18 protein-coding genes are annotated in these 24420 nt (G+C 67.4%); 10 read left to right on the top strand and 8 right to left on the bottom strand.

Features of this window, described 5'->3' with window-relative positions; all coding sequences use genetic code 11:
- Positions 1-47 precede the first annotated feature (47 nt).
- Positions 48-668: an NUDIX domain-containing protein gene (locus ACW2Q0_RS02240; RefSeq protein ID WP_457185521.1), complete on the bottom strand. Its 621-nt coding sequence runs from the start codon at positions 666-668 to the stop codon at positions 48-50.
- A gap of 63 nt (positions 669-731) precedes the next feature.
- On the opposite strand from ACW2Q0_RS02240, the gene ACW2Q0_RS02235 reads away from it, so the two are divergent.
- Positions 732-1004 carry a helix-turn-helix domain-containing protein gene (locus ACW2Q0_RS02235; protein WP_457185519.1) on the top strand — a complete coding sequence of 91 codons (273 nt, stop codon included), beginning with the start codon at positions 732-734 and terminating at the stop codon, positions 1002-1004.
- A gap of 3 nt (positions 1005-1007) precedes the next feature.
- Here the strand turns inward: ACW2Q0_RS02235 and ACW2Q0_RS02230 are convergent, their stop codons facing one another.
- The 5 genes from ACW2Q0_RS02230 to ACW2Q0_RS02210 form a co-directional block, all read right to left on the bottom strand.
- On the bottom strand, positions 1008-1649 hold the full coding sequence (locus ACW2Q0_RS02230; RefSeq protein WP_457185517.1) for an endonuclease: 642 nt from the start codon (positions 1647-1649) through the stop codon (positions 1008-1010).
- Between the two features lie 66 nt (positions 1650-1715).
- Positions 1716-1901, bottom strand: coding sequence for a hypothetical protein (locus ACW2Q0_RS02225; protein ID WP_457185515.1), 186 nt, complete (start codon positions 1899-1901; stop codon positions 1716-1718).
- Positions 1902-2115: 214 nt separating this feature from the next.
- Complete coding sequence (locus ACW2Q0_RS02220; protein ID WP_457185513.1) at positions 2116-3675, bottom strand: dynamin family protein; 1560 nt, start codon at positions 3673-3675, stop codon at positions 2116-2118.
- Positions 3672-5537: a dynamin family protein gene (locus ACW2Q0_RS02215; RefSeq protein WP_457185511.1), complete on the bottom strand. Its 1866-nt coding sequence runs from the start codon at positions 5535-5537 to the stop codon at positions 3672-3674. The genes ACW2Q0_RS02220 and ACW2Q0_RS02215 overlap by 4 nt, the downstream gene beginning before the upstream one ends.
- A 41-nt stretch (positions 5538-5578) precedes the next feature.
- Positions 5579-8557, bottom strand: a complete 2979-nt coding sequence (locus ACW2Q0_RS02210; RefSeq protein ID WP_457185509.1) for an IniB N-terminal domain-containing protein — start codon at positions 8555-8557, stop codon at positions 5579-5581.
- A 289-nt stretch (positions 8558-8846) separates the two neighbouring features.
- Between ACW2Q0_RS02210 and ACW2Q0_RS02205 the strand changes: the two genes are divergently transcribed.
- The 6 genes from ACW2Q0_RS02205 (at position 8847) to ACW2Q0_RS02180 (ending at position 18577) form a co-directional block, all read left to right on the top strand.
- Positions 8847-10664 (top strand): Hsp70 family protein, encoded by a 1818-nt coding sequence (locus ACW2Q0_RS02205; RefSeq protein WP_457185507.1) that lies wholly within the window; start codon positions 8847-8849, stop codon positions 10662-10664.
- Positions 10664-13423 carry a LuxR C-terminal-related transcriptional regulator gene (locus ACW2Q0_RS02200; protein ID WP_457185505.1) on the top strand — a complete coding sequence of 920 codons (2760 nt, stop codon included), beginning with the start codon at positions 10664-10666 and terminating at the stop codon, positions 13421-13423. Before ACW2Q0_RS02205 ends, ACW2Q0_RS02200 begins: the two co-directional genes overlap by 1 nt.
- 45 nt (positions 13424-13468) lie before the next feature.
- Positions 13469-14596 (top strand): hypothetical protein, encoded by a 1128-nt coding sequence (locus tag ACW2Q0_RS02195; RefSeq protein ID WP_457185503.1) that lies wholly within the window; start codon positions 13469-13471, stop codon positions 14594-14596.
- Positions 14597-14761: 165 nt separating this feature from the next.
- Positions 14762-16126 (top strand): S1 family peptidase, encoded by a 1365-nt coding sequence (locus ACW2Q0_RS02190; RefSeq protein ID WP_457185501.1) that lies wholly within the window; start codon positions 14762-14764, stop codon positions 16124-16126.
- A 115-nt stretch (positions 16127-16241) separates the two neighbouring features.
- Complete coding sequence (locus tag ACW2Q0_RS02185) at positions 16242-17558, top strand: S1 family peptidase (protein ID WP_457185499.1); 1317 nt, start codon at positions 16242-16244, stop codon at positions 17556-17558.
- Between the two features lie 92 nt (positions 17559-17650).
- The gene (locus ACW2Q0_RS02180; RefSeq protein ID WP_457186081.1) at positions 17651-18577 is read left to right on the top strand and encodes an NRDE family protein; all 927 of its coding nucleotides are present in this window, start codon (positions 17651-17653) and stop codon (positions 18575-18577) included.
- A gap of 58 nt (positions 18578-18635) precedes the next feature.
- Here ACW2Q0_RS02180 and ACW2Q0_RS02175 read toward each other — a convergent pair whose 3' ends face one another.
- On the bottom strand, positions 18636-19382 hold the full coding sequence (locus tag ACW2Q0_RS02175; protein WP_457185498.1) for a hypothetical protein: 747 nt from the start codon (positions 19380-19382) through the stop codon (positions 18636-18638).
- Positions 19383-19847: 465 nt separating this feature from the next.
- Between ACW2Q0_RS02175 and ACW2Q0_RS02170 the strand changes: the two genes are divergently transcribed.
- The 3 genes from ACW2Q0_RS02170 to ACW2Q0_RS02160 all read left to right on the top strand — a co-directional run bounded on the left by ACW2Q0_RS02170 (position 19848) and on the right by ACW2Q0_RS02160 (position 23614).
- Positions 19848-22883 carry a heterodisulfide reductase-related iron-sulfur binding cluster gene (locus ACW2Q0_RS02170; protein ID WP_457185496.1) on the top strand — a complete coding sequence of 1012 codons (3036 nt, stop codon included), beginning with the start codon at positions 19848-19850 and terminating at the stop codon, positions 22881-22883.
- Between the two features lie 120 nt (positions 22884-23003).
- Positions 23004-23204, top strand: coding sequence for a type II toxin-antitoxin system VapB family antitoxin (locus ACW2Q0_RS02165; RefSeq protein ID WP_433712450.1), 201 nt, complete (start codon positions 23004-23006; stop codon positions 23202-23204).
- 11 nt (positions 23205-23215) lie between these two features.
- Entirely contained in the window at positions 23216-23614 is a 399-nt protein-coding gene (locus ACW2Q0_RS02160) for a PIN domain-containing protein (protein ID WP_457185494.1), read from the top strand.
- 253 nt (positions 23615-23867) lie between these two features.
- Here ACW2Q0_RS02160 and ACW2Q0_RS02155 read toward each other — a convergent pair whose 3' ends face one another.
- Positions 23868-24413, bottom strand: coding sequence for a YdcF family protein (locus ACW2Q0_RS02155; protein ID WP_457185492.1), 546 nt, complete (start codon positions 24411-24413; stop codon positions 23868-23870).
- Positions 24414-24420: the final 7 nt, after the last annotated feature.

Raw genomic sequence — 24420 nt, 5'->3', positions numbered from 1 at the left:
ATCGGCAGTCGCTCGATCCACCCGGTTTCGCGACGACGCCCTGACGCTCAGCCGAGGTGCCGGTCGCGGTCCGGCTGCCGATCGAGCCACGAAGGCGCGACCGCCGCGGTATCCGGGTAGCCGAGCGCGGGTAGGCCGTGCTCGAGGTAAACGGCGTGGCCCTCCAGGCGGGCTCGGAAGGCCTGCCAGATGCGGCGGGCCGGCTCCGGTGCGGCGACGGTGTCCACGGTATCGACGCGGACCCACTGCCAGCGGTCCAGTTCGCCCTCCCGCAGTCGGATGGCCGATTCGTCGCCGAGTTCGCCGCAGTCGAAGATGTAGACGATCTTATCGCCCGCGAGTTTCTGCGCCCAGTCGTGCACGAGCAGCCGGTGCGGTGCGCGGTCGAGGCCGAGTTCATCGCGGATCGCGCGGCGACATGCCGCGGCTGGAGATTCGCCGGGCCCGACAGTGCAGCCCGGAATGTACCAATCACAACGCTCGGCCGAATGAACCAGCAGCACGTCCTCGTCGTGCACGAATAAGGCTCCTGCGGCCAGGCTCACCTGGGCGAATGGTTGCGTGTCACGGTCCGACATCACCTCACGACCTTCCTTCGCCGGGACCGGGAATACGCGGATTCGGCGGAGTTGCCACCGTTTGACCGTACCTGCTGCGACGATGGGCACGGTCTCTCCACTTGTACAGCAGCGCACATACGTCCTCGAACAGCTCGAGAAGGTGGGCTAAGCATGGCCGAGAAGATCTTCGACATCGTGTGGGATGCGATCGACGACATCCGCTGCGACGTCGAGAATATGCGGCTGCGGTCGCAGTTGATATTCGAACTGACCGACCGGATCGCATGCGAAGGTTGGAGTCCGGAGATCGCCGCCGAGCAGCTGGGCGTGAGCGCCGCGCGGATCTCCGATCTGCTCGGCGGCCGCACGCGGCTGTTCAGCCTGGACGCGCTGGTCAATATGATCGCCGCGGCCGGTCTTCGGGTGCGGGTGCAGATCACCTGATCCTCAGGTAGTGGCGAGCACCTGATCGGCGATCTCGCGGTCCAGTGCGACCCGGACCAATGCGGCGGCCAGGTCGGCGGTGTGGTTTTCCGGGGCCAGCTCGGCCAAGCGGTCCGGATCGGCCGGGAGTCGGACGCGTTCGGCGCCGCGCAGCGCCCGTTCGTCGAAGTGCGGTCGGACCCACGTCCATACATCCTGGACTTCGCGCAGGAAAATATCGCTGCCGGTCGGGCCGATGCCTTGGAACTGTTGCAGCAGTTCGGCGGCGCGGGCCGGGTCGTGTTCGGCTTCGTCGGCGAGTTTGCGCAGATCGCCGCCGTAGCGATCCAGCACGCGAGACGCGTTCGCACCCAAGCGCGACGCCGTACTTTCGTCATAGCGCTTGTAATGGGCACGTCCGAGTGCGTCGACGAGTTCTTGCCAATCGGCGTCCGCGACCCGGTTCGGGGTGCGATATCCGGTGCTCACCAATTCCTTGGCCGCGGCGACGGCGATATCGGCGGAGATTCGGGTGCTGAGCAATTCGGCGAGCATGAGGAGTTGGAACAGCGGAGCGGGTTTATCGGCCAAGTCGATACCGGCCTCGGCCGCATAGCCGCTGCCCGCCCGGTCCAGCAAAGCATTCACCACATCTTTTTGAGTCATCGCCTGCTCCTGGGTTCGATATCCGGGACTTACCCAAGGGCCGGGGGTCCACACCCGCGGCGGGACCTACGCGGTGTAATCCTTGGCGGCGACCGTGCGAGCGACCTGCTGCGGCTCCGCGCCGATGAGACCCCGCCACGGCAGATACGGCAGCAGCCGGACATTGAGATTGCGCATGCGGATCATCGAATTGCTCGGCGGTGCATACCATTTGCCGACACCCTCGGCGAAGGTCTGGCAGGCCCGCACCATCGGCAGCATTTTCCGCGCGGTAACGGGCGAAGGCGATGGTGTGGCTGATCGATTCGGACCACGCGCCGTCCGGTAAGGAGTTGACCGACGTGTTGCGCCGGATCACCGGATAACCGTTGTTGGCTCGCGCCGCATCACCCGATGACCACTACTGCCTCGCACCACGCCACCCGAGGACCACCGCTGCCCGTGCCACGTCATCGGTGGGCGGGGATCACTCCGGCAGGAGGCTGAGGGTGCCTTCGGCGCTGCGAGCCGCGGTGAGGCAGGCGGTGGTGGTGAACTGGTCGGCCAGGGGGTGGCGGGCACGGGCACGCCATTTCCGCACGGCGGCGAGAGCTTGGGCGCGCTGTATCGCCGGGTCGGTGCCCAAGGGCAGGCCGAGTCGCAGGTTCGGGGCCACGCCGGAGCCGCCGATCAGCCGGTGCAATTCGGCGAGATCGGCTGCGGGCAGGGCCAATTCATCGGTGCGCAGGCGACCGAGGAGGCGCAGTTCGGCGAAGCCGTGAACGTCCGCGAGCAAGGTGCGGACTCGGGGCAGCAACTGGTCGGCGGAGGTGCCCGGATAGACGGTGAGGACCCGGGCCAAGGCGGTCAGCGCCGAATGCGCCTTGAGTTGGTCGGCGCGCTGACCGAATTGGACGTCGAGTACCGAACGAAGCTCGTCCACGCCGCTGCGGTTGGTCAATTCCGCTGCCAGCGTGGCGGAGTCGCGCACGCCGAGTCGGATCAGGGTGACCGCCATGCGAATTCCGAACAGACCGAAACGTGCCGCGAGCTGGGCGCGGAGTTCGGGCGGGACCGGGAGCTGAATATCGGGACGCGCGAACCGATCCGCCGAGAGCAGTGCCGCGCTCAGCTCGTCGACCGACACCCGGGCCAGCGCCTCGAAGGCGGTGAATTCCTGCTGACGCAGGGTTGCCGCGGCGAAGGCGAGCAGACCGGCGACCGGAATAACGGCCTGGCACAGTCCCGTTCGCTCCAACTCGCCCGCGAAACGCGCCGCGACCTCACGAGCGGAGTGCAGTGCGTCTATTCGGCCCGCGCCGATCTCATCGGCGCGCGAGACCACACCGATTACTCCGAGTGGACCCGAAATACCCTGTGCGCCAGCGGTTCCGGTGCCGACCCGTTCGAGAAAACCGACATCGGCATCGTCGAGGCGGCGCAGCAGATAGACCACCGCATCCGCACCCGGAATAGATAGCGCCATACCGCGGTCGCCGTCCGCGTCAGCGGGTGTGAGCAGTCGCGCGGTCCGCAATGACACCTCCCGCGACAGCGACGATGTCCCCGGGGTGTCGATGATGGTGGTGTTCGCCAAAGCGGCGGCGGGCCACTCGACCTCGAGATGGTCGACCTCGCGCGGGCCCGGCGCGTTCCAGTTCAGTCGTTCCAGATCGAAGGTGAGTCCGTGCGTGCCGCTGCCGCGGCGCACCACCACATTCGCCGTCGAGCCATCCGGTGCGTAAGCAGTGACACTCGGGGTCGAGCCGTTGCGGTACCAGGTGACCACGCGCGTGCATTCGGTCGCGTCGGTCGGCGCGATATCCTGGCCGACCAGGGAGTTGAGCAGGGTCGACTTACCCGCCTTCAACGAACCCGCCAGCGCAACCCGCAGCGGTTGATCCAGGCGGCGGGCACAGTCGGCAAGCAGCGCACGCGGTCGCGGTTCGCGCGGAAATGCCTGCCTGGCCGCGGCGACCAGTTGATGCGCCTCGGCGACAATGCCGGGCGCCCGCCGAGCATCATGCCGGGTCACGTCTCTTCTCACGGGGTTACCGTACCGGCGCCCCCTTTCCCCGGCGCGGTGATGGCAGGCTGCATAGCGTCCGCATAGCGTCGCAGTTCCGCGACCATGTGCAACTGCCGGTCGAGTACCGCGCAGCGCTCGGTCCGGCGGGCCGTTTCCATATTCGCCGCCTCCTGCGCTGCGCGCAGTGAATCGTCGATGGAGCGCAGGCTGCGCTCGGCGACACCGGTGTAGTGATCGCGCAATGCGCGATGGATGCGGTGCAGGCGGTCCTTGGATTCCTTGCCCGCTTGGAAGGCGACATCGTCGATGAAGCGCCGGATCGCAACCTTGGCCTCGTTGCGGCGCCGGGCCAGCCTGGCCTGCTTGTCATCGCGGAATGCCTTGCCGCCCACCAGGACACCGGCACCGATGGAGATCGGATTGAGCATCGCGAGTCCGGCGAAGGTGGTCGCGAGCCCCACCATCAGCACACCACCGTAGGAGCCGCGCATGCCGACCAGAATTTTGCTACCGAAGCTGATATCGGGTTCCAGATCGGCGAGGGTGCCGCCGCCGGCGCGGCTGTCCTCGGCGTGCAGGCCGGAACTCACATCGGGCAGTTCGACCGTGCCGATCTCGGTGAAGTGCTCGGCCACCCGCTCGGCGAGTTCCACGGCCCGGGTATGCGTCCAGAGGAGGTTGTCGCCGAGCGCGGAGTCGATATCGCCGGTAAGCCATTCGGCGATCCGGTCCCAATGGCGGCCCGGATCGTGTGTATCGATCCACTCCTCACCGGTTCTGGCGATCTCGCGCAGGCGTTCGCGCAGATCGTGATCGACGTCGCCGGCCAGATCGGTAATGCCGTCGGAGAGGGTCAGCTGCCAGGCCGAAGTCCGCCGGTGCAGATCCTCGGCGGTGGTCTTCGCCAATTGCAGTTCGCGGACCGCCATCGCGCCCTGTCGGGGATCACGCAGCGCGACCAGTTCACTGCCGAGCGCCAGCGCCAAATGCTCTGCGGCGGACTGGATGTCGGCGGCCACCGCGAGCCGGGTCGCCGCCTGGTCACGGGCCACGACTTGCTCGCGGAGGAACTGGTACAGCACACCGAAGCCGGATTCGGCGCCCAACTGCTGGTCCTGCAGCAGCATCGCGTGCCGGCGCAACACCGCGGAAACCGGGATGATCGGCACCTCGACCCGCGCCCGGCTCAGATGGCCCTGATCGGCCTCGTGCACCTGGCGCCAATGCGGATACAGGTCGGTCTTGGTGAGCAACAGTGCGGTGGTCGGGCACAGTTCGCGAACCTGCCGCAGGAAGACCAATTCCGGTTCGGTGAGTTCGGTGGAGGCATCCGAAAGCACCAGAACCGCGTCGGCGGTGGCGACCAAGCCGAGCACGCCTGCCGCATAAGAACTTCCGTGCCCGCCGACACCGGGGGTGTCCACCAGGACGATGCCATCGGCGAGCAGCGGATTCGGCAGCTGGATCTCGATGCGCAGCACCCGGCGGCCGTGCGCCTGCGGGGTGCGGACGTTGATCACGCCGATCTCGTCGATCGGCATAGGAACTCGCGCCTCCTCGGCTCCGCTCGGACCGGCCAGCACGAGTCCGGCGTGTGGTTCGGGACCATGGGTGAGCAAGGTGGGGACCGCGGTGGTCGCGTCATCGCCGACGGGGCAGATCTCGAGATTCAACAGCGCGTTGATGAAACAGCTCTTGCCCTGACCGAGCTGTCCGACGATCACGATACGGCGCCGCGGATCGCGGACCCGATCGGCCGCGATTTCCAGGCGACCGACCAGATCACTGCGCCCCGCGGCGCGCGCCGCGGCGATGGTTTCACCCAATACCGTCAGCAGCGGTACCGCGGGCGGTTGAGCATTCACGGCCGGTGTCCCCATCGAACCTCTTTCGTACGAATATCCGCTGACGCAGATACCTCTTAGTGCAGGAAGGCGTCGCCGCCGAGATCGGTGCCGGCATGTCCGGCCAGATCGGTACCCGCATGAGTATCGGTGAAGAGGCTGGAATCGCTGTGTCCGGTGACCGACGTGTCCAGATGCGAACCGGCCGAACTGTCGAGTCCGGAACCGAAGGCATTCGAAACGTCCAGCGACGACCAGGTATGCGCGGTCGACCCGACGGTCGAGGCGGCGCCGCCGGTCACTGCCGAACCGGCGTGACCGCCCAGATCCGCCGTGCCGTACGCCGCGCCACCGGCACTGGAGTGCACCGTGGAATCGACGCTCGACGAGAGCCCGCCGCCGAGCCCGGCATCCGCCGAACCACCCGTGGAAAGCCCCGTCGCCAAACCGGTTCCAGCATGCGCGCCACCATCGATGGCACCGCCGAGGCTGGTTTCCAGTCCACTGCCGGCCTGGACGCCGCTGCTGATTCCACTGGAAAGACCAGTCTCCAGACCTGTTCCGAGATGCGTTCCGGCATCGACCCCACCCTGCGCCCCGCTGGACACACTGCCACCGAGCCCGGTGGCCGCGCCGACTCCGGTGGACAGCCCGGTCTCCAGACCGGTAGCGGCGTGGCCCCCGGCATCAACCGCACCACCCAGACCCGACGACAGACCCGCACCAAGATCCGAACCGACATGCGCACCAGCGCCAACCGCACCACCCAGACCCGACGACAGACCCGCACCAAGATCCGAACCGACATACGCACCAGCGCCAACCGCACCACCCAGACCCGACGACAGACCCGCACCAAGATCCGAACCGGCATGCGCACCAGCGCCAACCGCACCACCCAGACCAGATGCCAGGCTGCCGCCGAGCCCGGCAGCGGCCTGTGCACCGCCGCTGACACCTGTGGACAGACCCGCACCGGCCTGCGTTCCGGCGCCGACCGCACCCCCCAGACCGGTGGACAAACCACCGCCCAGATCACCCGCGCCACCGAAGGCACTGGAGAACCCGCCCGTGGCCTGCGTACCAGTGTCCACAGCACCACCCAGACCCGATCCGACCGACGCACCGCCACCGAGCGCCCCGCCCAGACCGCTCGACAACCCACCACCGAGCTGAGCACCAGCACCGAGCGCCGCACCGGTAGCCAAACTCGACTCCAGCCCCGTCGTCACCTGAGCACCGGTACCGATCGCCGACGAAGCCCCACTCGACACCCCACCACCGAGCCCGGCACCGGTCTCGAGCGCACCGCCCAAACCGGACTCCAGCCCACCACCGAGCTCACTACCCGTATGCGCCCCCGCATGGAAGGCCCCTTCGATCCCCGAAGTCGCCTGTGCCCCAGCATCAACAACACCATTCACCCCTGTGGACACTGCACCCCCCAGCGCCGCACCGGTCTGGGCACCAGCACCCGCCGCACCCTCGAGACCGGTCGACAAGCCAGCACCGAGTTCCGATCCCAACTGCGCACCGCCGCCGACCGCACCACCGATTCCGGAGGACAGCCCGGTTTCCAAACCACCGGCCGCCTGCGAACCAGCGTCAACGGCACCACCGAGACCAGTGGACAGATCGCCACCCAGATCGGCACCCGCCTGCGCGCCGCCTCCGACCGCGCCAGTCACACCTGTGGACAGATCCGCACCGGCCTGTGCACCGGCACCTGCCGCACCACTCAGACCGGTAGACAAGCTGCCACCCAGGTCAGCACCCGTATGCGCACCGGCATCAACAGCGCCGCCGAGACCTGTGGACAGTCCGGCACCGAGATCGGTCCCCAGATCCGCGCCGCCACCGACCGCGCCACCCACAGCTGCGGACAGACCAGCGCCCGCCTGGGCACCGGCACCCGCCGCACCACCCAGACCAGTCGGCAGACTGCCACCGAGACCGGCACCCGCGTCGACAGCACCGCCGAGACCGGTCTCCAAACCCGAAATCGCTTGTGTCCCTGCGCCGATCGTGCCACCGAGATCCCCACCAACCTGACCACCGGCACCAACGGCACCACCGAGGCCGGTAGCAGCTTGGGTACCCGCATCGAGAGCACCACCCAGACCAGCACCGAGATCCACACCGACCTGTCCGCCGGTACCAACAGCACCACCGAGGCCCGCCTCCAGACCCGTTGCGGCCTGGGTACCCGCACCGACAGCAGCGCTCAGACCGGTCGAAAGGCTCGCGCCCAGATCGGCGCCCGCTTGCGCGCCGGCACCGACGGCGCCGCCGAGGTCGGCTCCTAGTTGGGTGCCCGCTCCGATGACGCCGTTCAGCCCGGCGCCGAGGTCGGCGCCAGTGTCGACCGCGCCGCCGAGGCTTGTCTCCAAGCCCGAAATCATCTGTGTACCGCCGTTCAGGCCCGTACCGAAGGCGGTGTCCAGACCCGCGCCGACCTGTGCTCCGGAGCCGAGCACGCCTTCCAGACCACTGGCCAGATCGGCACCGGACTGCACACCGAGCGCACCACCCAACGCACCACCGAAACCTGTGACGGCCTGCACACCGGCGCCGATGGCGCCGCCGAGGCCGGCGGTCAGATCCGCGCCCGCGCCGGCGATGCTGCCGAGACCGGCGCCGAGGTCGGTGCCGGCCTGCAGGCCGGCACCGATCGCGCTGTCGAGCCCGGCACCCAGATCGAGTCCGGTGCCGACACCGAGGCCGAGGTCCGCGCCGAGGTCGGCACCCGTGTCGGCGGCCGCACCGAGTCCGACCGCGGCGGCGGTATTGGCGCTGGTGGCGGCTGCGGCATTGGCATCGGCAGCGCCCGCACCACCGCCCGCACCACCGGCCGCGACAATCGCCGACAGCTGTGAGCCGCCCGCGATCAGGGCAGATTCGGCGACCATGGGGGCGACGGCGGCGATATCCTCCGGCGTCACGGCGGGCAAACCGGCCGCTGCCAGCGCCTGTCCGGGGTTCGCGCAATAACCCACTGCGGCCTCGTGGTCGCGCAGCAGGTTGAGAATGAACTCGAGAATCGCGTTGGGTGTCATCGAAATCATCTCCTGGATGAGCGGACCCTGGCGATCCGCAGTCGTTGGAATGCATTTCACGCTAGGGAGGCCCGGCGTTACTTCGAAACGGGGCGCATCCCTAGTACGCACCACCGGTTCCGGTTAGGGGCACCCGAATCATTAGGGGAATTCCCCCGCACCGTCCCCGACTGAGTAACGGCGGATCCCCAGCAACCGACAGAAGTGTTGCGGCTGGCAGGCCCACTCCGGCTGCCCGTCTATACAGCAGCGACTACCGGGCCATACAGTTTTCGAACGGGGTTCTCGAATGACAGAGCGTCTGGCGCTCGGCATCACTGTCGGAGCGTCGAATTCGGTCGCCGTGGCGACTCCGGGGGACGGCAGCGACTACGACAGGGGCCACTCCGGCGACACGGTCATCACCCATCCGAGTGTGTTGCGCCTCGCCCCGCAGGTGCCGCCCGCATTCGGGAGCGGTGCCCGCCACACCGGCAGGCACTCGGGTGACGTAGTTCTCGACGGCTTCCTCGCCCGGGTCGGCGATCCGGTCGACATCCTCGCCGAGGATGGAACCGCCCACTCCGCAGCGGATCTCGTCGCTACAGCTGTCGGTTGCCTGATCGATGAGATCGGCGCGGGCGCCGCGTCCGCCATGGTCACCTGCCATCCGGCGTGGTGGTCGCGACACACTGTCGATGTGCAGCGGGCCGCATTGGATCGGGCCGGCCTGCGCGAGGTGACCTTGGTTCCCGAGCCCACCGCGTCGGTGCGTTGGCTGGAGGCCGCGCACGGCCCGCTCGGCGACGGCACGGTTGTCGTTTACGACCTCGGCGCATCCGGCCTCACCGTCTCGGTTGTCCGCACCGGCGCACAGGCGGCCGTGCTCGGCGCCCCATTGCGCACCACCGATGTCGCCGGCGCCGAATTCGATCTGTTGACCATTCGCTATGTCCTGGCTAATGCCCTGCGTGGAAATGATTTCGATCCGTTCGATCCGGTGGTCGAACAGGAATTGTCGGCATTGCGCGATCGCTGCCGATATGCGAAAGAAGAGCTTTCCACAAATACCGCGACAGTTGTCCCGGTCCGTTTGAACCCGGCCGATCACCATCCCGAAAACATCCGACTGGTTCGCGGCGAACTCGAAGACCTACTGCGTGCCCCGCTGCTGACCTCACTCGAGCTCATCCGCGACGCGGTACATCGCGCCGGACTCGATATCGGCGATATCGGACGCGTGCTGCTCACCGGCGGCGGCGGAGCCATTCCGCTGGTAGCCGAGTTGATCTCCACCGAATTCGGACTCCCTGTGGTCGCCGCGCCGCAGCCGCGGCTGACCAGTGCGCTCGGCGCCGCCGAACTGGCCGCGGACCTGCTGTCCGTCACCGTGGATCGCACACCGGTGGCGGCCATGGGCAGCAACGCGAAAACCGAGGAGCTGCCCACTGTGCCGCGGCCGGTCGAAAAGGCCGCGAACAGCGCCAGTGTGACCAGCAGTGCCGCGGCGAGCAGCGGCCGGTCGCGCGAGTCCGCGACCGGCAAGAGCCTGCCCGGCCCGAACAACCGACCCCGCCGCAGACTCAGCGGCCGCCAGCGCGCCGCCATCATCGCGGGCGCGGCACTGGTGCTCGGCGCACTCGCGACCGGCACGGTCGCCATCGGCACCGGCGCGCAGCCCGGCCCGAACTCACCGGCGAGCAGCGATCCGACGACCGCACCGGGCGCATCGGTCGTCGCGGCGACCAACGACGGCACGTCAACCGGCTCGGCGTCGACCTCCGCGAAGGGGTCGCCCGTCGGCAGCCCGAGACCGAAACCCGCTGCGGGACAACCCGGTTCCGCCGGATCGAGCACCACCGCGGTGGTGAGCAGCGAACCCGCGGCCGGCCAGACCGCCGACGGTCAGCCCACCCAGAGCCAATCGGTTTCCGGCCAACCGGCCACCCAGCCGTCGGCGGAATCCCCAGCACCGCAAACACAGCCCGCGCCACAAACGCAATCACAAACACAGCCCGCCCCGCAGACCCCGGTGCAGGTCCCGATCCCGACAGTGACGCTGCCGACCAATAACCCTTTCAGCGACCCCGTCGTATCCGGACTGCCCAAGATCCCCGGAGGCAGATAATGGGTGATATCGCCTTCGACACGCTGCCCTGCGCGCGTGAGATCTTCCGCGAATTGGACTCCGCGGACCGGGAACCTGTCGTCTATCTGATCCGGGGCCGCTCCGGCTCCGGCAAATCCACCCTCCTCTCGGTGATCCGGACCCGCCTGCGCGCCAACGGTATCCCGTTCCGGGACGATCCCGTGCTGCCCGAACACCTTGTGCCGCAAGCCGACTCGCTCGACCGGGCATACGCGATGACGGAGGGCCACCCGGTCGACGGGCAGCAACTCGGCCTCGGCGATCCGCGCACCAACCGAAGGCCAGCCAACGGCGCGGACCACGCGTGCGGCAACGGACACGCAACCCGAACCGCCGAGAAAGCGCACACCATCCATCGCCTCGACAACGCGACCGCAGACCGAACGATCCACCGTCCCGACGGCGTGCACCCACGCACCCCGCGCCCGGCCCTGATCATCGACAACGCGCACACCCTGAGCGAATCGGATCTCCAATCCCTCTGCGCGACTATCGAATCCGGCCGCTACACGGTCATTGTCGCGACCCAGCCGCGCCCACACGATCCGCGGCTGCGCACCCTCGCCGACGCCGTCGCCCGTCGCGGCCGGGTGGCCGATCTGCGTGCGCTCGGCGTCTCCGATATCGCACCGTTCGCCCGCGAACTTGGCATGGCGGTGCCGCGCCCGGTCGCCCAGCACATCCACCGCCAGACCGCGGGCAGCCGCGGTGGTGTGGTCGCCGCGCTGACCGCCGCCTGTTCGGCCCGCCTCGATGCCGGCATGTGCGCCGTCGATGACTCGGTCGCCGCCTGGGCCCGTGCCCTGCTGGACGATCTCGAGCCGGACCTGCTGGAAACCCTGGTCGTGGCGACCACTGGCACCGGCCTGGACTCCACCGAACTCACCGAGGTCCTCGGCGTGGATACCGCCGCGGCCCAAGACCTGATCGACCGGGCCCGGGCCAGCGCGCTGGTCACCGATGCCGATCTGCTGCTCGAGCCCGCGATCGCACCGCTGCGCACGCTGCTCGGCGATCGACGCTTCGTAGCCGTGCAGCGCCGCCTGCTCAACGCGCGACTGGACGCGGGCCTGCTGCGCGACCACACCGCGCTGCTGCTCGCCGAATCCGGCGTCCGCGATCAGAGCCTGGCCGAATTCCTCTGCGCCGCAGCCGAAAAGGCGGGAGGCGAGGCTGTGCGCTACTACGCCGCCGCGGCGGCGGCCGGTGCCGATCCCGAGGTCATCGCGCTGCGCTGGGCGGAAGCCTCGGCGCGCACCGGCGACGGCGATACGGCCATGCGATTGGCCGAGCCGTTGCTGGCCCGTCCGGGTGTCACCGGTGCGGAACTCGCTGCGGCCGTGCGGATCTGCGCGGCGGTGCTGACCCGCCGCGGTCTGGTCGGGCGTGCCGCCCAGTTGTATTCCTGGCTCGGCGCCCACCGTGTCGGGGCGGATTGGGCGGTCGGCGCGACCGTGCAATACCTCGCCGGTGCGGTGACCGCCGCTGCCGAGTTGTCCGAATCGGCGACGCAGTGGCCGCCTACCGAAGCCAACGCGCACGCCCGCCTGATCGCAACGGCACTCTCGCGCACCATTGTCGAATACGAAACTGGTACCGCCGCAGCCGTATCCGCGCTCATCCAGGCCGCGCAGGCCGATGCGAGCACCGATCGGTTCCTGCCGTGCACCGCGGTCTCCATCGCGACACTGCTGTGCCTGAGCACCGGCGAACCGCGCCGCGCCGGTGAGGCGCTGCGCCGGGCCACTACCAGCGGACTGCGCAGCCACCAGTTGCCGGTGCTCACCGCGTGGGCCGCGATGCTCGGCGGCGACGAACAGGCGGCCGCCAGCACCATCGCCGCGCTGCACATGGACTCACTCGATATCCGCGACCGCCTGCTCGCACACGGTGTCGCGGTCGGTCTGGCCCGCCGTGGCGGCGACCATGCCGTACTCACCCGCGCCTGGCAGGCGGCCTATCCGCTCTTCGACGATGTGGACGCCGATCTGCTGACCCTGCTGCCGGTCGGCGAACTGTGGCTCGCCGGCATTCGGCTACGCGACGAGCGTCGGATCACACCGCTGGTCGATGCCTGCCTCGCGCTGCTGCGCCGGCTCGACCAGCCGCCCGCCTGGGCCAACGCCTTCCACTGGTATGGCGTGCAGGCCGCGATCGCACACGAGAGCCCGCAGGAGCTGCTTCCGCACGCCCGGCTGCTCAAGACCGCGGCCGAGGCCGGTGACCGGCATGCCGCGATCCTCGCCGACGCGGGCCGCACCTGGGTGCTGGTGCTACGCGGTCAGGTCGCCGCGGCCCCGGTGCAGTCGGCGGTGGCCGGACTCACCGAGATCGGCCTGACCTGGGATGCCGCCCGGCTCGCCAGCGAGGCCGCGCTGGCCGCCGCCGATTCCGCGACCGCGACCGCACTGCTGAAGTTGGCCAGAACCGTCCGGGCCGAGGCCCGTCCGCAGGAGTCCGCGGTCCGGCCGCCCGCACCCGCCGCGGCCACCGGCGACGGGCAGGGCGCCGCCCCGGAACCGACCGCCGGCGCGGCGATTCTCAGCGATCGCGAACGCGAGGTCGCCGAACTCGTCCTACTCGGTTTGACGTACCGGGAAATCGGCGCTCGCCTCTATATTTCCGCCAAGACAGTGGAGCATCATGTCGCGCGTATCCGACGCCGGATCGGTGCTCGTTCCCGTTCGGAGTTATTGTCGATGCTCCGCGCCATGGGACACGGCTCGCTGCTGGTGTGATCTGGGTGCGGGCCGATCCGTGACGCCGAAGCGAGGTAATTGAGGATGGCCACTGGGGTGGGCCTGCACATCGCCGAGGACAACTGCACAGCGGCCATAATCGCCGATAACGGCGAACCGACGTTCATAGTGCGCGAGTCGATCCTGCACATGTCCGACGACGGCGACACCGCCCTCGGTGGACCGGTCCCGGACGGTCACACGCATTCGATCACCGGTTTCGCGGCGGCGGTCGGCGATCCGGCCGGCATCTCCGTCGACGACGGCCCGGCTTACCGGGCCGAGGACCTGGTCGCGACCGCACTGTTCTGCCTGATCAACCTGACCGCCGAACATCTGAACGGCGCCGCCGAGTTCTACGCGACCTACCCCGCGGGCTGGCCGTCGCAGTATGTGCTCTCGCTCCGCGATGCGCTGGACTACCTCGGCCTGAAATCGGTATTGCTGGTCAGCGAGGGCGACCTCCCGGGCAGTGCTGCCGTCGCACCGGAGCTGTCCTACGCCTACGACGCCGCGCGCGCCGCGTTGGCCGCGGTGCTGGCGACCCCGGCCGGCGCAACCCCGCCGGATCCGAGCAATGCCGAGAACTCGACCGTCGTCACCGATGTCATCCCGGCGATGCAGACACCCGAGGTCCAGCCGCAGGCCTATTCGGCGGCGATGCCGGTCGCCCAACCGCTGATCGCGACCGCGGTCGAGGAAACAACACCGGATCCGCCCCCGGCCGCAACCCCTAAAAAAGACCGCGGCACACCGCTGCTGATCGCAGTCGCGGTCGGCATCGGCCTGATACTCGGTGGCATCGGCGTCGCCGTATTGTTCCGTGATCCGGGCTCGACAGCAGTGCCGCCGGTGCCTGACGCCAAATCCGATCAGGTTTCGACGAGCCCGGTCCCGCTGCCGCCGGTGGCACCGACCGAGCCGGTCACCACACCGTCGACGACCACCGAACCGCCCGTCGTCATCACCAGCAGCGAACCGGAGACCACCGAGCCGCCGACCACGACTCCACCGACCACCACGCCCACACCGACCACCACGACACCGCCGAGCACCACCCGGCCGAGCCGGACCACGACCACCCGTCCCGGCTTCCCCATGTGGACGCCACCGACGTGGACACCGCTGCCGTGGCAGCAGCCTTTTACCTATGAGTTGTCGCCTCCTGGTTGAGTTCGCAGCGACCTAGCCGGGTTTGTGCCTTAAAGTGATCGGCTGACCGGTGTAGTCGGAAAATTTGCGGCCACCAGGTCTGTCGCTGACGAAGACTGTGCGCCAACGGATTCAGCCCATGGCCCACGGATGTAGCTGGCACACCCGTGCCGACGAAGGGACTTCATGCGCAAGTTGGTGGCGCGCAGCGCCGCGGTCAAGGCTGCCACGATCGGATTCGCCGCGACCGTTCTCATCGCCCCCCTGCTCGTCACCACCGCCGCCTCGGCCGAGCCGACAGCACCGGGCCAGCTGTCCGCCGAGAACCTGCCGCCCGAACTCGTGGCGGCCATCGCCCGCGATCTGAAGATGACGCCGGCGGAGTATTTGGAGCGCTCCGCGAAGGCGCAGGAGCTCAGCGAATACGCGGAGGCGTTCCGCAGCGAACGTCCCGACACCTACGCCGGCGCCTGGCTCGGCACCGACGGTAAGCCGGTCGTCGCGGTCACCTCGGTCGACGCCGCCAAGATCGCCGCGGCCGACGGCTACCAGACCCATCTGGCCCCGATCTCGGCGAACAGCCTGGAGAACTCGCTGATCCAGCTGAATCAGTGGATCAATACGCTGCCCAAGGAGATCTCCCAGTCGATCAACTCCGTGGCGATCGATTTCCTCAACAGCCAGCTGGTGCTGTCGGTCGCGAACACGCCGGTCGGCCACGCGCTGAATCTGCCGACCCTGATCGCCAACGTCAAGGTCATCCTTTCGCCCAATAGCGGCGGGCCGATCGAGCGCCGTCCGATGGGCGGCGACACCTACATCACCGCGCCGACCTCGCTCAAGGACACCTCGCTGCGCAGCGTCGATGTCTGCTCGTTCGGCTTCAACAGCGTGGACGCGGCAGGTAACGCGCTGAATATCAGCGCCGGCCACTGCGACCCGAACCTGGAAAACGACGACCAGCACGCCGCGGTCTACCTGCCCAATATCAAGGACATCCCGAACAGTATCGAGCTCGGCAACTTCGTCACGGCGCGCCTCGGCGGCCCGACCGCGCTGGACTACTCGGTCATCAAGCTCAACGAGCGCTCGGTCAATGCGGGTATGGACCAGCCGTCGGTGCGCGGCTCCAATGGCACCACTCTCACCATCACCGGTACCGCCGAACCGGTCACCGGCGCACCGATCTGCAAATCGGGCCAGTCGTCCACCTTCACCTGCGGGTTCGTGGTGGCCGACCGGGTCGAAACCCAGCTGTACACCGCCGATGGCGTGAGCAAGACCGTGCGCGGTTTCGCCAGCTCGGCCTGCACGCTCGGCGGCGACAGCGGCGGCGCGATCGTCTCGGGCACGCTGGCCCTCGGCATCACCAGCGGTTCCAATGCCGCCGACGCACCCGACTGCAACGAGGCCAATATCGCCCTCGCGCAGTACGGCGGTACCGCGACGCTCGGTGTTCCGATCCGCTCGATCCTGGCCGATATCGACGCATCGGCCGGTGGCGGCGTCGGCTCCGGAATCGCACTGCGGACCCGTCCGAACGCCGGGTGACAGGATTTGTCGGACATCGCGATTCCGATAAACCGATGGCCGGTCGATTAATGGGCAGAAGAACAACACCCCGACTCGAGTAGGCATAACCGGCCCGACACCTTAAGGTATGGACATGCTCCTGCCACGTATAGGTCAGTTCCGATCAGCTGCGCGACAGACCCGGATCCGAAAAACAGTTATCGCCGCCTCGGCGGCGATTCTGCTGTTCGGCCCAACGGCGGCAGTAGCGAATGCGCAGCCCGATCAGCCGGCCCTGCCCGCCGACCTGATCGCCGCTGTCGCGCGCGATCTGAAGATCTCCCCCGAGGAGTATCTGCACCGGGCCGATCTGGCCCAGCAGCTCGCGGCCTTCGCGACTACCGCGCAGCGCCAGTTCCCGCAGGTTTTCGCGGGTTCGTGGCTCGCCGACGGCGGCAAGGCGGTAGTGGCCTTGGCGCAGGGCCCAGGTGCCGATGAGGCCCGCAAGGCGGCCACGTCGGCCGGCTTCGAAGTACAGAATGTCGCCAAGAGCGAGGCGTCGCTGCGCGGTGAGAAGAGCGCGTTCGAGCGCTGGCTGGCGGGGCAGCCCGAGGCGGTCTCCGCGCTGGTGCGCGGCGTGGTGGTCGATCCGGTCAACAACAGCATCGCGGTCCGGGTCGATCAGGCGGGCCTGCCGATGCCGAACTTCGTCGACCCTTCGCGGGTCATCGTGACCGCCCCGCCGATCGCCGGTGAGCAGTTGCAGACCACCCCGGCCGCGGGTGCGATGCAGACCGGTCCGCTGGCTGGTGGCGACGGTTTCGCTTCGATCGCCGGGAAGTCGTCGCTGCGCTGTTCGTTGGGCTTCAACGGCACCGACCGGAACGGCAATGTCGTGAATATCACTGCGGGCCACTGCAACCCGGATATCCCGTCGGCGGGCTCCGGAAATTCGGCCGGTGTCTATGAGCTGGCCGGTGATCGGGCTGGCGCGCAGGTGGGCACGTTCCAGAAGTCGGTGCTGGGCGCCCAGGACTACTCGATCATTCGGATCAACGATCAGGCCAAGGACCGGTTCACGAACAACTTCGTGCGCCAGCCCGGACAGCCGGTCGCGGTCGAAGGCGTCGCCGTTCCGGTGGTCGGCGCTCCGGTTTGCAAGTCCGGTGCGCGCACCGGCTTCAGCTGCGGCATCGTGAACGCGGTCGACCAGACTGTGCAGGTCGGCGACCGTGAACTCACCCAGGCCTTCTCCGCCAATATCTGCGCCCTGCCCGGTGACAGTGGCGGCGCGATCGTCTCCGGCCGAATGGCGCTCGGCATCTCGAGCGCGTCGTCGGTGGCCGACTTCCCGATCTGCGAGATCCCGAATCTGATCGGCGCCCTCACCGGCAATGCGCCGCAGCTGTTCGCGCAGCCGGTCAGCGTGGTCCTTTCGGACAACCCGGGCCTGAAGGTCAACGGCGGCTGACAGTACCCCGCGAAAAGGCCGGCAGCGACGCTGTCGGCCTTTTCGCTGTCTTTGGGGCGGTCCTCTGAACTTGCGTTGCCCTGGTGCGCGCAATGCCCTGGGCGGCCCGACGACCTTCCGGCATCCTGGAATACATGTGTTTGGTGTTGATCGGTTGGCGGGTCCATCCGGAGTATCGGTTGATCGTCGCGGCCAACCGCGACGAGTTCTACTCCCGCCCGACCGAGTCGATGCGATGGTGGTCCGAGGTCCCCGGACTGCTGGCCGGACGCGATCTGGGGGCGATCGGCAAACACGCGGGCGATCCGCCCGGGACCTGGCTCGGCCTGACCCGGGAGGCAAAGGGGCGCAATCGATTCGCCACGGTTACCAATGTGCGCAACCCGAAAGCCGAACGCAGTGACGCCCGTTCACGCGGAGCGCTGCTGATGGACTTCCTGCGCGGCACCGATGCCGGCGACGATACCCCGGGTCCGGAGCAGTACGTCCTCGACGTCGCCGCCGCTCCGGACGACTACAACGGCTACAACATGCTGGTCTCGGACCTCGAATCGCTGTGGTGGCACTCCAACCGCAGCGCGGTTCCGCCGCAAGAGCTGACACCGGGCTTCCATGGCGTGTCCAACGGCACCTTCGTGACATCGGCCGCACCGGGCTCCGCGGCGGCATTGGCAGCGCCCCAACCCATGTGGCCCAAGGTGCGCAGCGGCGTCACCGATCTGCGCACGGTCGTCGAATCGGATCCGGGAAATCTGGCCCGTTACTTCGAGGTGCTGGCCGATCGCGCCGAGGCGCCCGATGATCTCCTGCCGCACACTGGAGTCCGGCTGCGCCGCGAGCGCACGCTCTCGGCCAGATTCATCGCCAGCGCACTGCACGGAACCAGGGCGAGCACGGTATTGCTAGTGCGCGAGGACGGCTCGTTCGAAATGGCCGAGCGTTCATTCGGGCGGTTCGGGCGCGGTAAGGGCGAGGAAGTCTTCAGCGGCAGTCTGGATCTGCACGAGCGCCAGGCCTAATAACACAAAACCGGCCTGCCCTCCAGAGAGGACAGGCCGGTCGCGAGTTCGGTTCGAACTAGTTCGGCTGCTGCGCCGGGGCGGGCGCCGCGGCTGCCGCTACCGGCTTCTCGGCCCACTTGGTGGTGCCGTCCGGCGCCTGCAGGGTGTTGAGCAGGTCGATGCCAGCGGCGACCAGCGTCGGACCACCGACGGCGATGGTGCCGAGGATGCCGCCGATGCCCGCACCGATCGGCAGACCGGCGATGCAGCCGACGCCGAACAGCGGAAGCCCGAAGATGCAGCCGACGACCGCACCGATCGCGGTGCCGATGAACCCGCCGACCGCGGTCGCGATGCCGAAGTTGCTGGCGAATTCATTCTGCGCGCGCTGGTTTTCGATCGGCGACGCGACTTCCTTGGCGACGACCGGCTTGGCGACGACCGGCTTGTCCGACACCGTGAGATCCGCGGGCTTCTCCGGGGTGACCTCGAGCACGGTGCCGTCGTTCTTCATATCCGCTTTGACCGGCACGAGCTTGCCGTCGACGTCCACATTCAGCGGGAAGGAGACGAGGGTGTTGCCCTTGCCGTCACGCACGTTCGCAACCGTGGTCTTCGGGTCGTCGACAGTGGCGCCGGGCTCCTCGGTCAACGAGAAGGTCCCCCCCTTGAGCACCGCCACAACGGTCTTGTCCACCAACTTGACGGAATAGTTGACGCCGGGGTCGGCCGGTGCAGCCGGATCAGCATGCGCGGTTCCCAGGCCGACCGTCATGGCGCCGATGACCATCGTGGCAGCCGCGGTGGTGCTGCGGAGATTCATTCAGTTTCCAATCCATCATGAGGTTGTCCGCGCGCCGCCTCCGTACACGCGAGAGCGCTCATCAACCCGAGGTGGTCGGACCCCCGGATTCTCCCCGAGCAGTGTGAAGACATGCACAACAAACAGAACTGCCGTGAGCGTAATCCAATCGTCATGAAGATGCGAGATCGGCACCTCATACTGTGATCCCGGCGTGACCAAGCCTGTGCTTATCGATGAATCGGCACCAGGCACTGTTTGCGGCGGTTGTCGCCCGAGCCGACACATGGATCGCACAATCTTCGTGAGATCCCTCACAGCCGGAATCCGGGGCAAGCCCCAGGAAGAGGGGGCAAGCGACCAACCGCCGATCCTACGGTAGACAATTAAGTTACCGGTGGGTAACTTGCTTCCGGTTAGGATACGAGCCAACCGGGCGGTCACATCGCCGCCCACGCTCGTGTTGCTATGAAGAAAGGTCGCGACATGAATGCCCTGACATTGACGCTGGGCACGATTGGTGTGGCGTTCAGCCTGTTGGGTTGGGCATCATTCGTCGGTGGCGTCGGCAAGATGACCCGCGCGATCATGATCGGCCAACCCGCGCCGGATCGCTGGCGACCGTTCTTCCCGCGATTCAAGACGATGATCGTCGAATTCCTGGCCCACACCCGGATGAACAAATTCCGGACGGTGGGCTGGGCGCACTGGCTGGTGATGATCGGCTTCCTCGGCGGTTTCATCCTGTACTTCGAGGCGTACGGGCAGACCTTCGATCCCGAATTCCACTGGCCGGTCATCGGCAGCTGGGGCATCTACCACCTGTGGGACGAACTGCTCGGCATCGGCACCGTAATCGGCATCCTCGTGCTGATCGCCATTCGCCAGCTCAACCACCCGCGGGTGCCCGCGCGACTGTCGCGGTTCAGCGGTTCCCGATTCGGTCCGGCTTATGTCATCGAGGCGATCGTCTTCATCGAAGGCATCGGCATGGTCTTGGTGAAGGCGGGCAAGATCGCCACCTACGGCCACTCCGAGGCGTGGACCGACTTCTTCACCATGCAGGTGGCCAAGCTACTGCCGTCCAGCGCGGCGATGGTTGTCGTCTTCGCGTTCATCAAAATGGTTTCGGGCAGCACCTTCCTGCTGCTGGTCGGTCGCAATATCAACTGGGGGGTGGCCTGGCACCGGTTCGCGGCCTTCTTCAATATCTACTTCAAGCGTGAGGACGACGGCGGCGTCGCACTGGGTGCCGCGAAGCCGATGATGTCGAAGGGCAAGCCGGTCGATATGGAGACCGCCGACCCGGATGTCGACACCTTCGGCGCGGGCCGGGTCGAAGACTTCTCCTGGAAGGGCTGGCTGGACTTCACCACCTGCACCGAATGCGGTCGCTGCCAGTCACAGTGCCCGGCCTGGAACACCGGTAAGCCGTTGTCGCCCAAGCTGCTGATCATGTCGCTGCGTGACCACGGTGTCGCGAAGGCCCCGTATCTGCTGGCCGGCGGCCGCAAGGATATGGGCGGCGAGGAGATCGGCCTGGTCGATGGTGACGGCACGCCGAATGAGAAGAAGCTGGCCAAGATCTCCGAGGCGGCCAAGGCCGAGTCGCAGCGTCCGCTGGTCGGCGGCGAGGATGTCAACGGCATCATCGATCCCGAGGTGCTGTGGAGCTGCACGACCTGTGGTGCCTGTGTCGAGCAGTGCCCGGTCGATATCGAGCATGTCGACCACATCATCGATATGCGCCGCTACCAGGTGTTGATCGAGTCGGAGTTCCCCTCCGAGCTGGCCGGGTTGTTCAAGAACCTGGAGAACAAGGGCAACCCGTGGGGCCAGAACGCCAAGGACCGGCTGAACTGGATCAATGAACTCGACTTCCAGATCCCGGTCTTCGGCCGGGACGCGGACTCCTTCGACGGGTACGAGTACCTGTTCTGGGTCGGTTGTGCGGGTGCGTATGAGGATCGCGCCAAACGCACCACCAAGGCCGTCGCGGAGCTGTTGGCCACCGCCGGCGTCAAGTTCATGGTGCTCGGCGCGGAGGAGACCTGCACCGGTGACTCCGCGCGCCGGGCCGGTAACGAATTCCTGTTCCAGCAGCTCGCACAACAAAACATCGAACTGCTGAACTCGGTATTCGCAGGTGTCGAGCAGTCGCGTAAGAAGATCGTCGTGACCTGCGCACACTGTTTTAACGCACTGAACAACGAATACCCGCAGGTCGGCGGCACCTACGAGGTGGTGCACCACACCCAGTTGCTGAACCGGCTGGTACGTACCAAGCAGCTGATCCCGGTCGCCTCGGTATCGCAGCATGTCACCTACCACGACCCGTGCTACCTGGGACGGCACAACAAGGTCTACAACGCGCCGCGGGAGTTGATGGCGGCATCCGGCTCCACCCTCGTCGAAATGCCCCGCCACGGCGAACGTTCCATGTGCTGTGGTGCCGGTGGCGCGCGGATGTGGATGGAAGAGCAGCTCGGTAAGCGCATCAATATCGATCGCGTCGACGAGGCGCTGTCCACCTTGAACGGTGGTAACGAACCGTCCAAGATCGCGACCGGCTGCCCGTTCTGCCGCGTCATGCTCACCGACGGTGTCACCGCCCGCAAGGATGGCGGCGAGGTCGGCCAGGGCGTCGAGGTTGTCGATGTCGCGCAGTTGATGCTCGACGCCATCGACCGGGTGGACCCGTCGAAGCTCACCGAAAACCTGACCGTGGTGCAGGAACCGAAGCAAGCTCCCGAGCCGGAACCGGTTGCCGCCGAGGCCGAACCGGCCCCCGCCGCAGCAGCTCCCGTCGAGCCGAAGGCGGCTCCGGCCGGTGGCGGTCTGGCGATGAAGGGCGGCGGCAAGGCACCCGGTGGTCTGGGTATGAAGGGTGCCGCGAAGGCACCCGGGGCCAAGGTAACTCCGGCTCCTGCGGAGGAAACCTCGGCCGCGGCGACCGCTGCTCCGGCCGCGCCCGTCAAGGGGCTCGCGATGAAGGGCCCCGCGAAGGCACCCGGTAAGGGGCTCGGCATGAAGGGTGGTGCGAAAGCGCCAGGAGCCAAGGCGACCCGCGACGCTACTGCACCGGCCGCGCCGCCGGTCAAGGGTCTGGCAATGAAGGGCCCGGCGAAGGCACCCGGCAAGGGGCTCGCCATGAAGGGCGCGGTGAAGGCGCCAGGAGCGAAGGCACCGGCAGCCTCGGCCGAAGCCACCCCGGCAACGGAAACCCCTGCCGCCGAATCGGTTTCAACCCCAACCGAAACCAAGCCGTCCATCCCCGCCAAGGGCCTGGCCATGAAGTCCGGCTTCAAACGCCCCGGCCCCAAGGCCCCCGGCACGGCCACCCCGGCACCATCGGCGCCCGCCGAACCGGCCCCGGCAACCCCAGCAGCCGCAACGCAACCCGCCGACGAACCGCCCCAGCCCGCCAACGGCAACGGCTCCCCCGCGGTAACACCCCCGCCCGCCAAGCCCGGGGGCCTCGGCTTCAAATCCGGCGCCAAGGCCCCTGGCCGTAAGAACTGACGGGATAGAGATCGGCCCGGGTGCGCCACATCGCTCCCGGGCCGATCTCTTTCAGTGCAGTCGTCAGACACAGCATCCTGATATCATTTTTACAGGGAATCTGATATCAGGAGGTTCGCCATGTCTCGAACACTAATTGACATCGACGACGACGCTCTAGCGCTTGCCGCCGAAGAATTGGGCACCAAGACCAAGGTCGCCACTGTCAATGCCGCATTGCGGGAGGTAGCCAACCGGCGAGCGGTCTCGAAGATGATTCAACAGCTTCGCGATAGCGCGACCGACCTGTCGCCCGAGGCGATGAAGGGAGCCTGGCGCTGAGGACGACGTTCATGTTGGCTGACAAGTCGGCGCTCGAGTGGGTGCTCCGCGACGAGATCGCTTCGGCCGACTTCATGCGCGTGACCGGCGAACCAGGTGCATTGGTCGCCGCTTGTCATCTCACAGCGTTGGAAATCGGGTACTCCGCGCGATCGCATACCGACTACGTCGCCAAGCTGGCGGGCCAGAAGTCATTGGTCTGGCTGCCGGTAACCGAGGAAGTGATGGATCGGGCGCTCGCGGTTCAAGGCCTGCTGGCCGAACGGGGCGAGCATCGTCAGCCGATCCCCGATTTGATCATCGCCGCGACAGCCGAGGTTCACGGCGCAACGGTTCTCCATGTGGACAGTGGCTATCAAACGATTGCGGCCATAACCGGACAGCCACATCACCGTCTGAAGACAAGCTGACCGCAGGCTTCCGGTCGGCCTCCGTCCGCATCCGGAGTCGGCCGACCGGCACGCCGCCAGCTTCTCGTCGAGGAATGCGCGAACCTCGTCGCGAAAGGCCAGATCGGCCGCTGACCAGTCGTAATCCATCTGACCTCCCGGAGGGGTCTGCGTCAGTGCATCGGGTCGTCCTGCGGCCCCGTGCGACGCGACGCAATGTAGGTCCGTATCACCCGGAAAATCAAACTGCTGCCACCCGCCTGCACTTGCGGCGTCAGCAATCTTCGAATACGGCCTTGACGTAGCCCGCGGACTGGTAGACGTAGTCGTAGGCCCACCGAGCGACCGAAAGACGCGGCCGCGGATCCACCATCAGCACCTCACCGTCCCAGCATTTCCCCAGGACGTAGCGGGCCCGGGAGATATGCGGCGTGAAGGTGATGACAATGACGCGACGCCAACCTTGCGACGCCGCGAGTTCGGCGAGTTCACGACCCTCACCGCGTGTGGTGCGCGGTAACGGATCGAAGCAGGTGACCTGAAAGCTGTAGCGGCTGTGGCAGATTCGATTCACCAGCGCACTGTTTTCATATGGATCCGAGAACAGCACCCGTGGCGCGTAACCCTCGCCGGCCAACCGCAGTCCCAGTTTTTCGCGCCCATCGTGCGCGCCGCCGAGCACCAGAATCGCATCAGCTTTCGCGGGCACGTCGACCTGAGGCCGAACGTAGACCGGCCACAGCCCCGCGACCAGCACCACCACCGCAGCGCCTGGTACCAACCAGGCGCTGCGGGCCCGGATCCTGCGCTGGCGTCGCACAAGATCG

The organism is Nocardia citri (assembly GCF_054065835.1).
The sequence above is the reverse complement of the archived record's forward strand: the minus strand, read 5'-3'. Positions and strand labels throughout refer to the sequence as shown.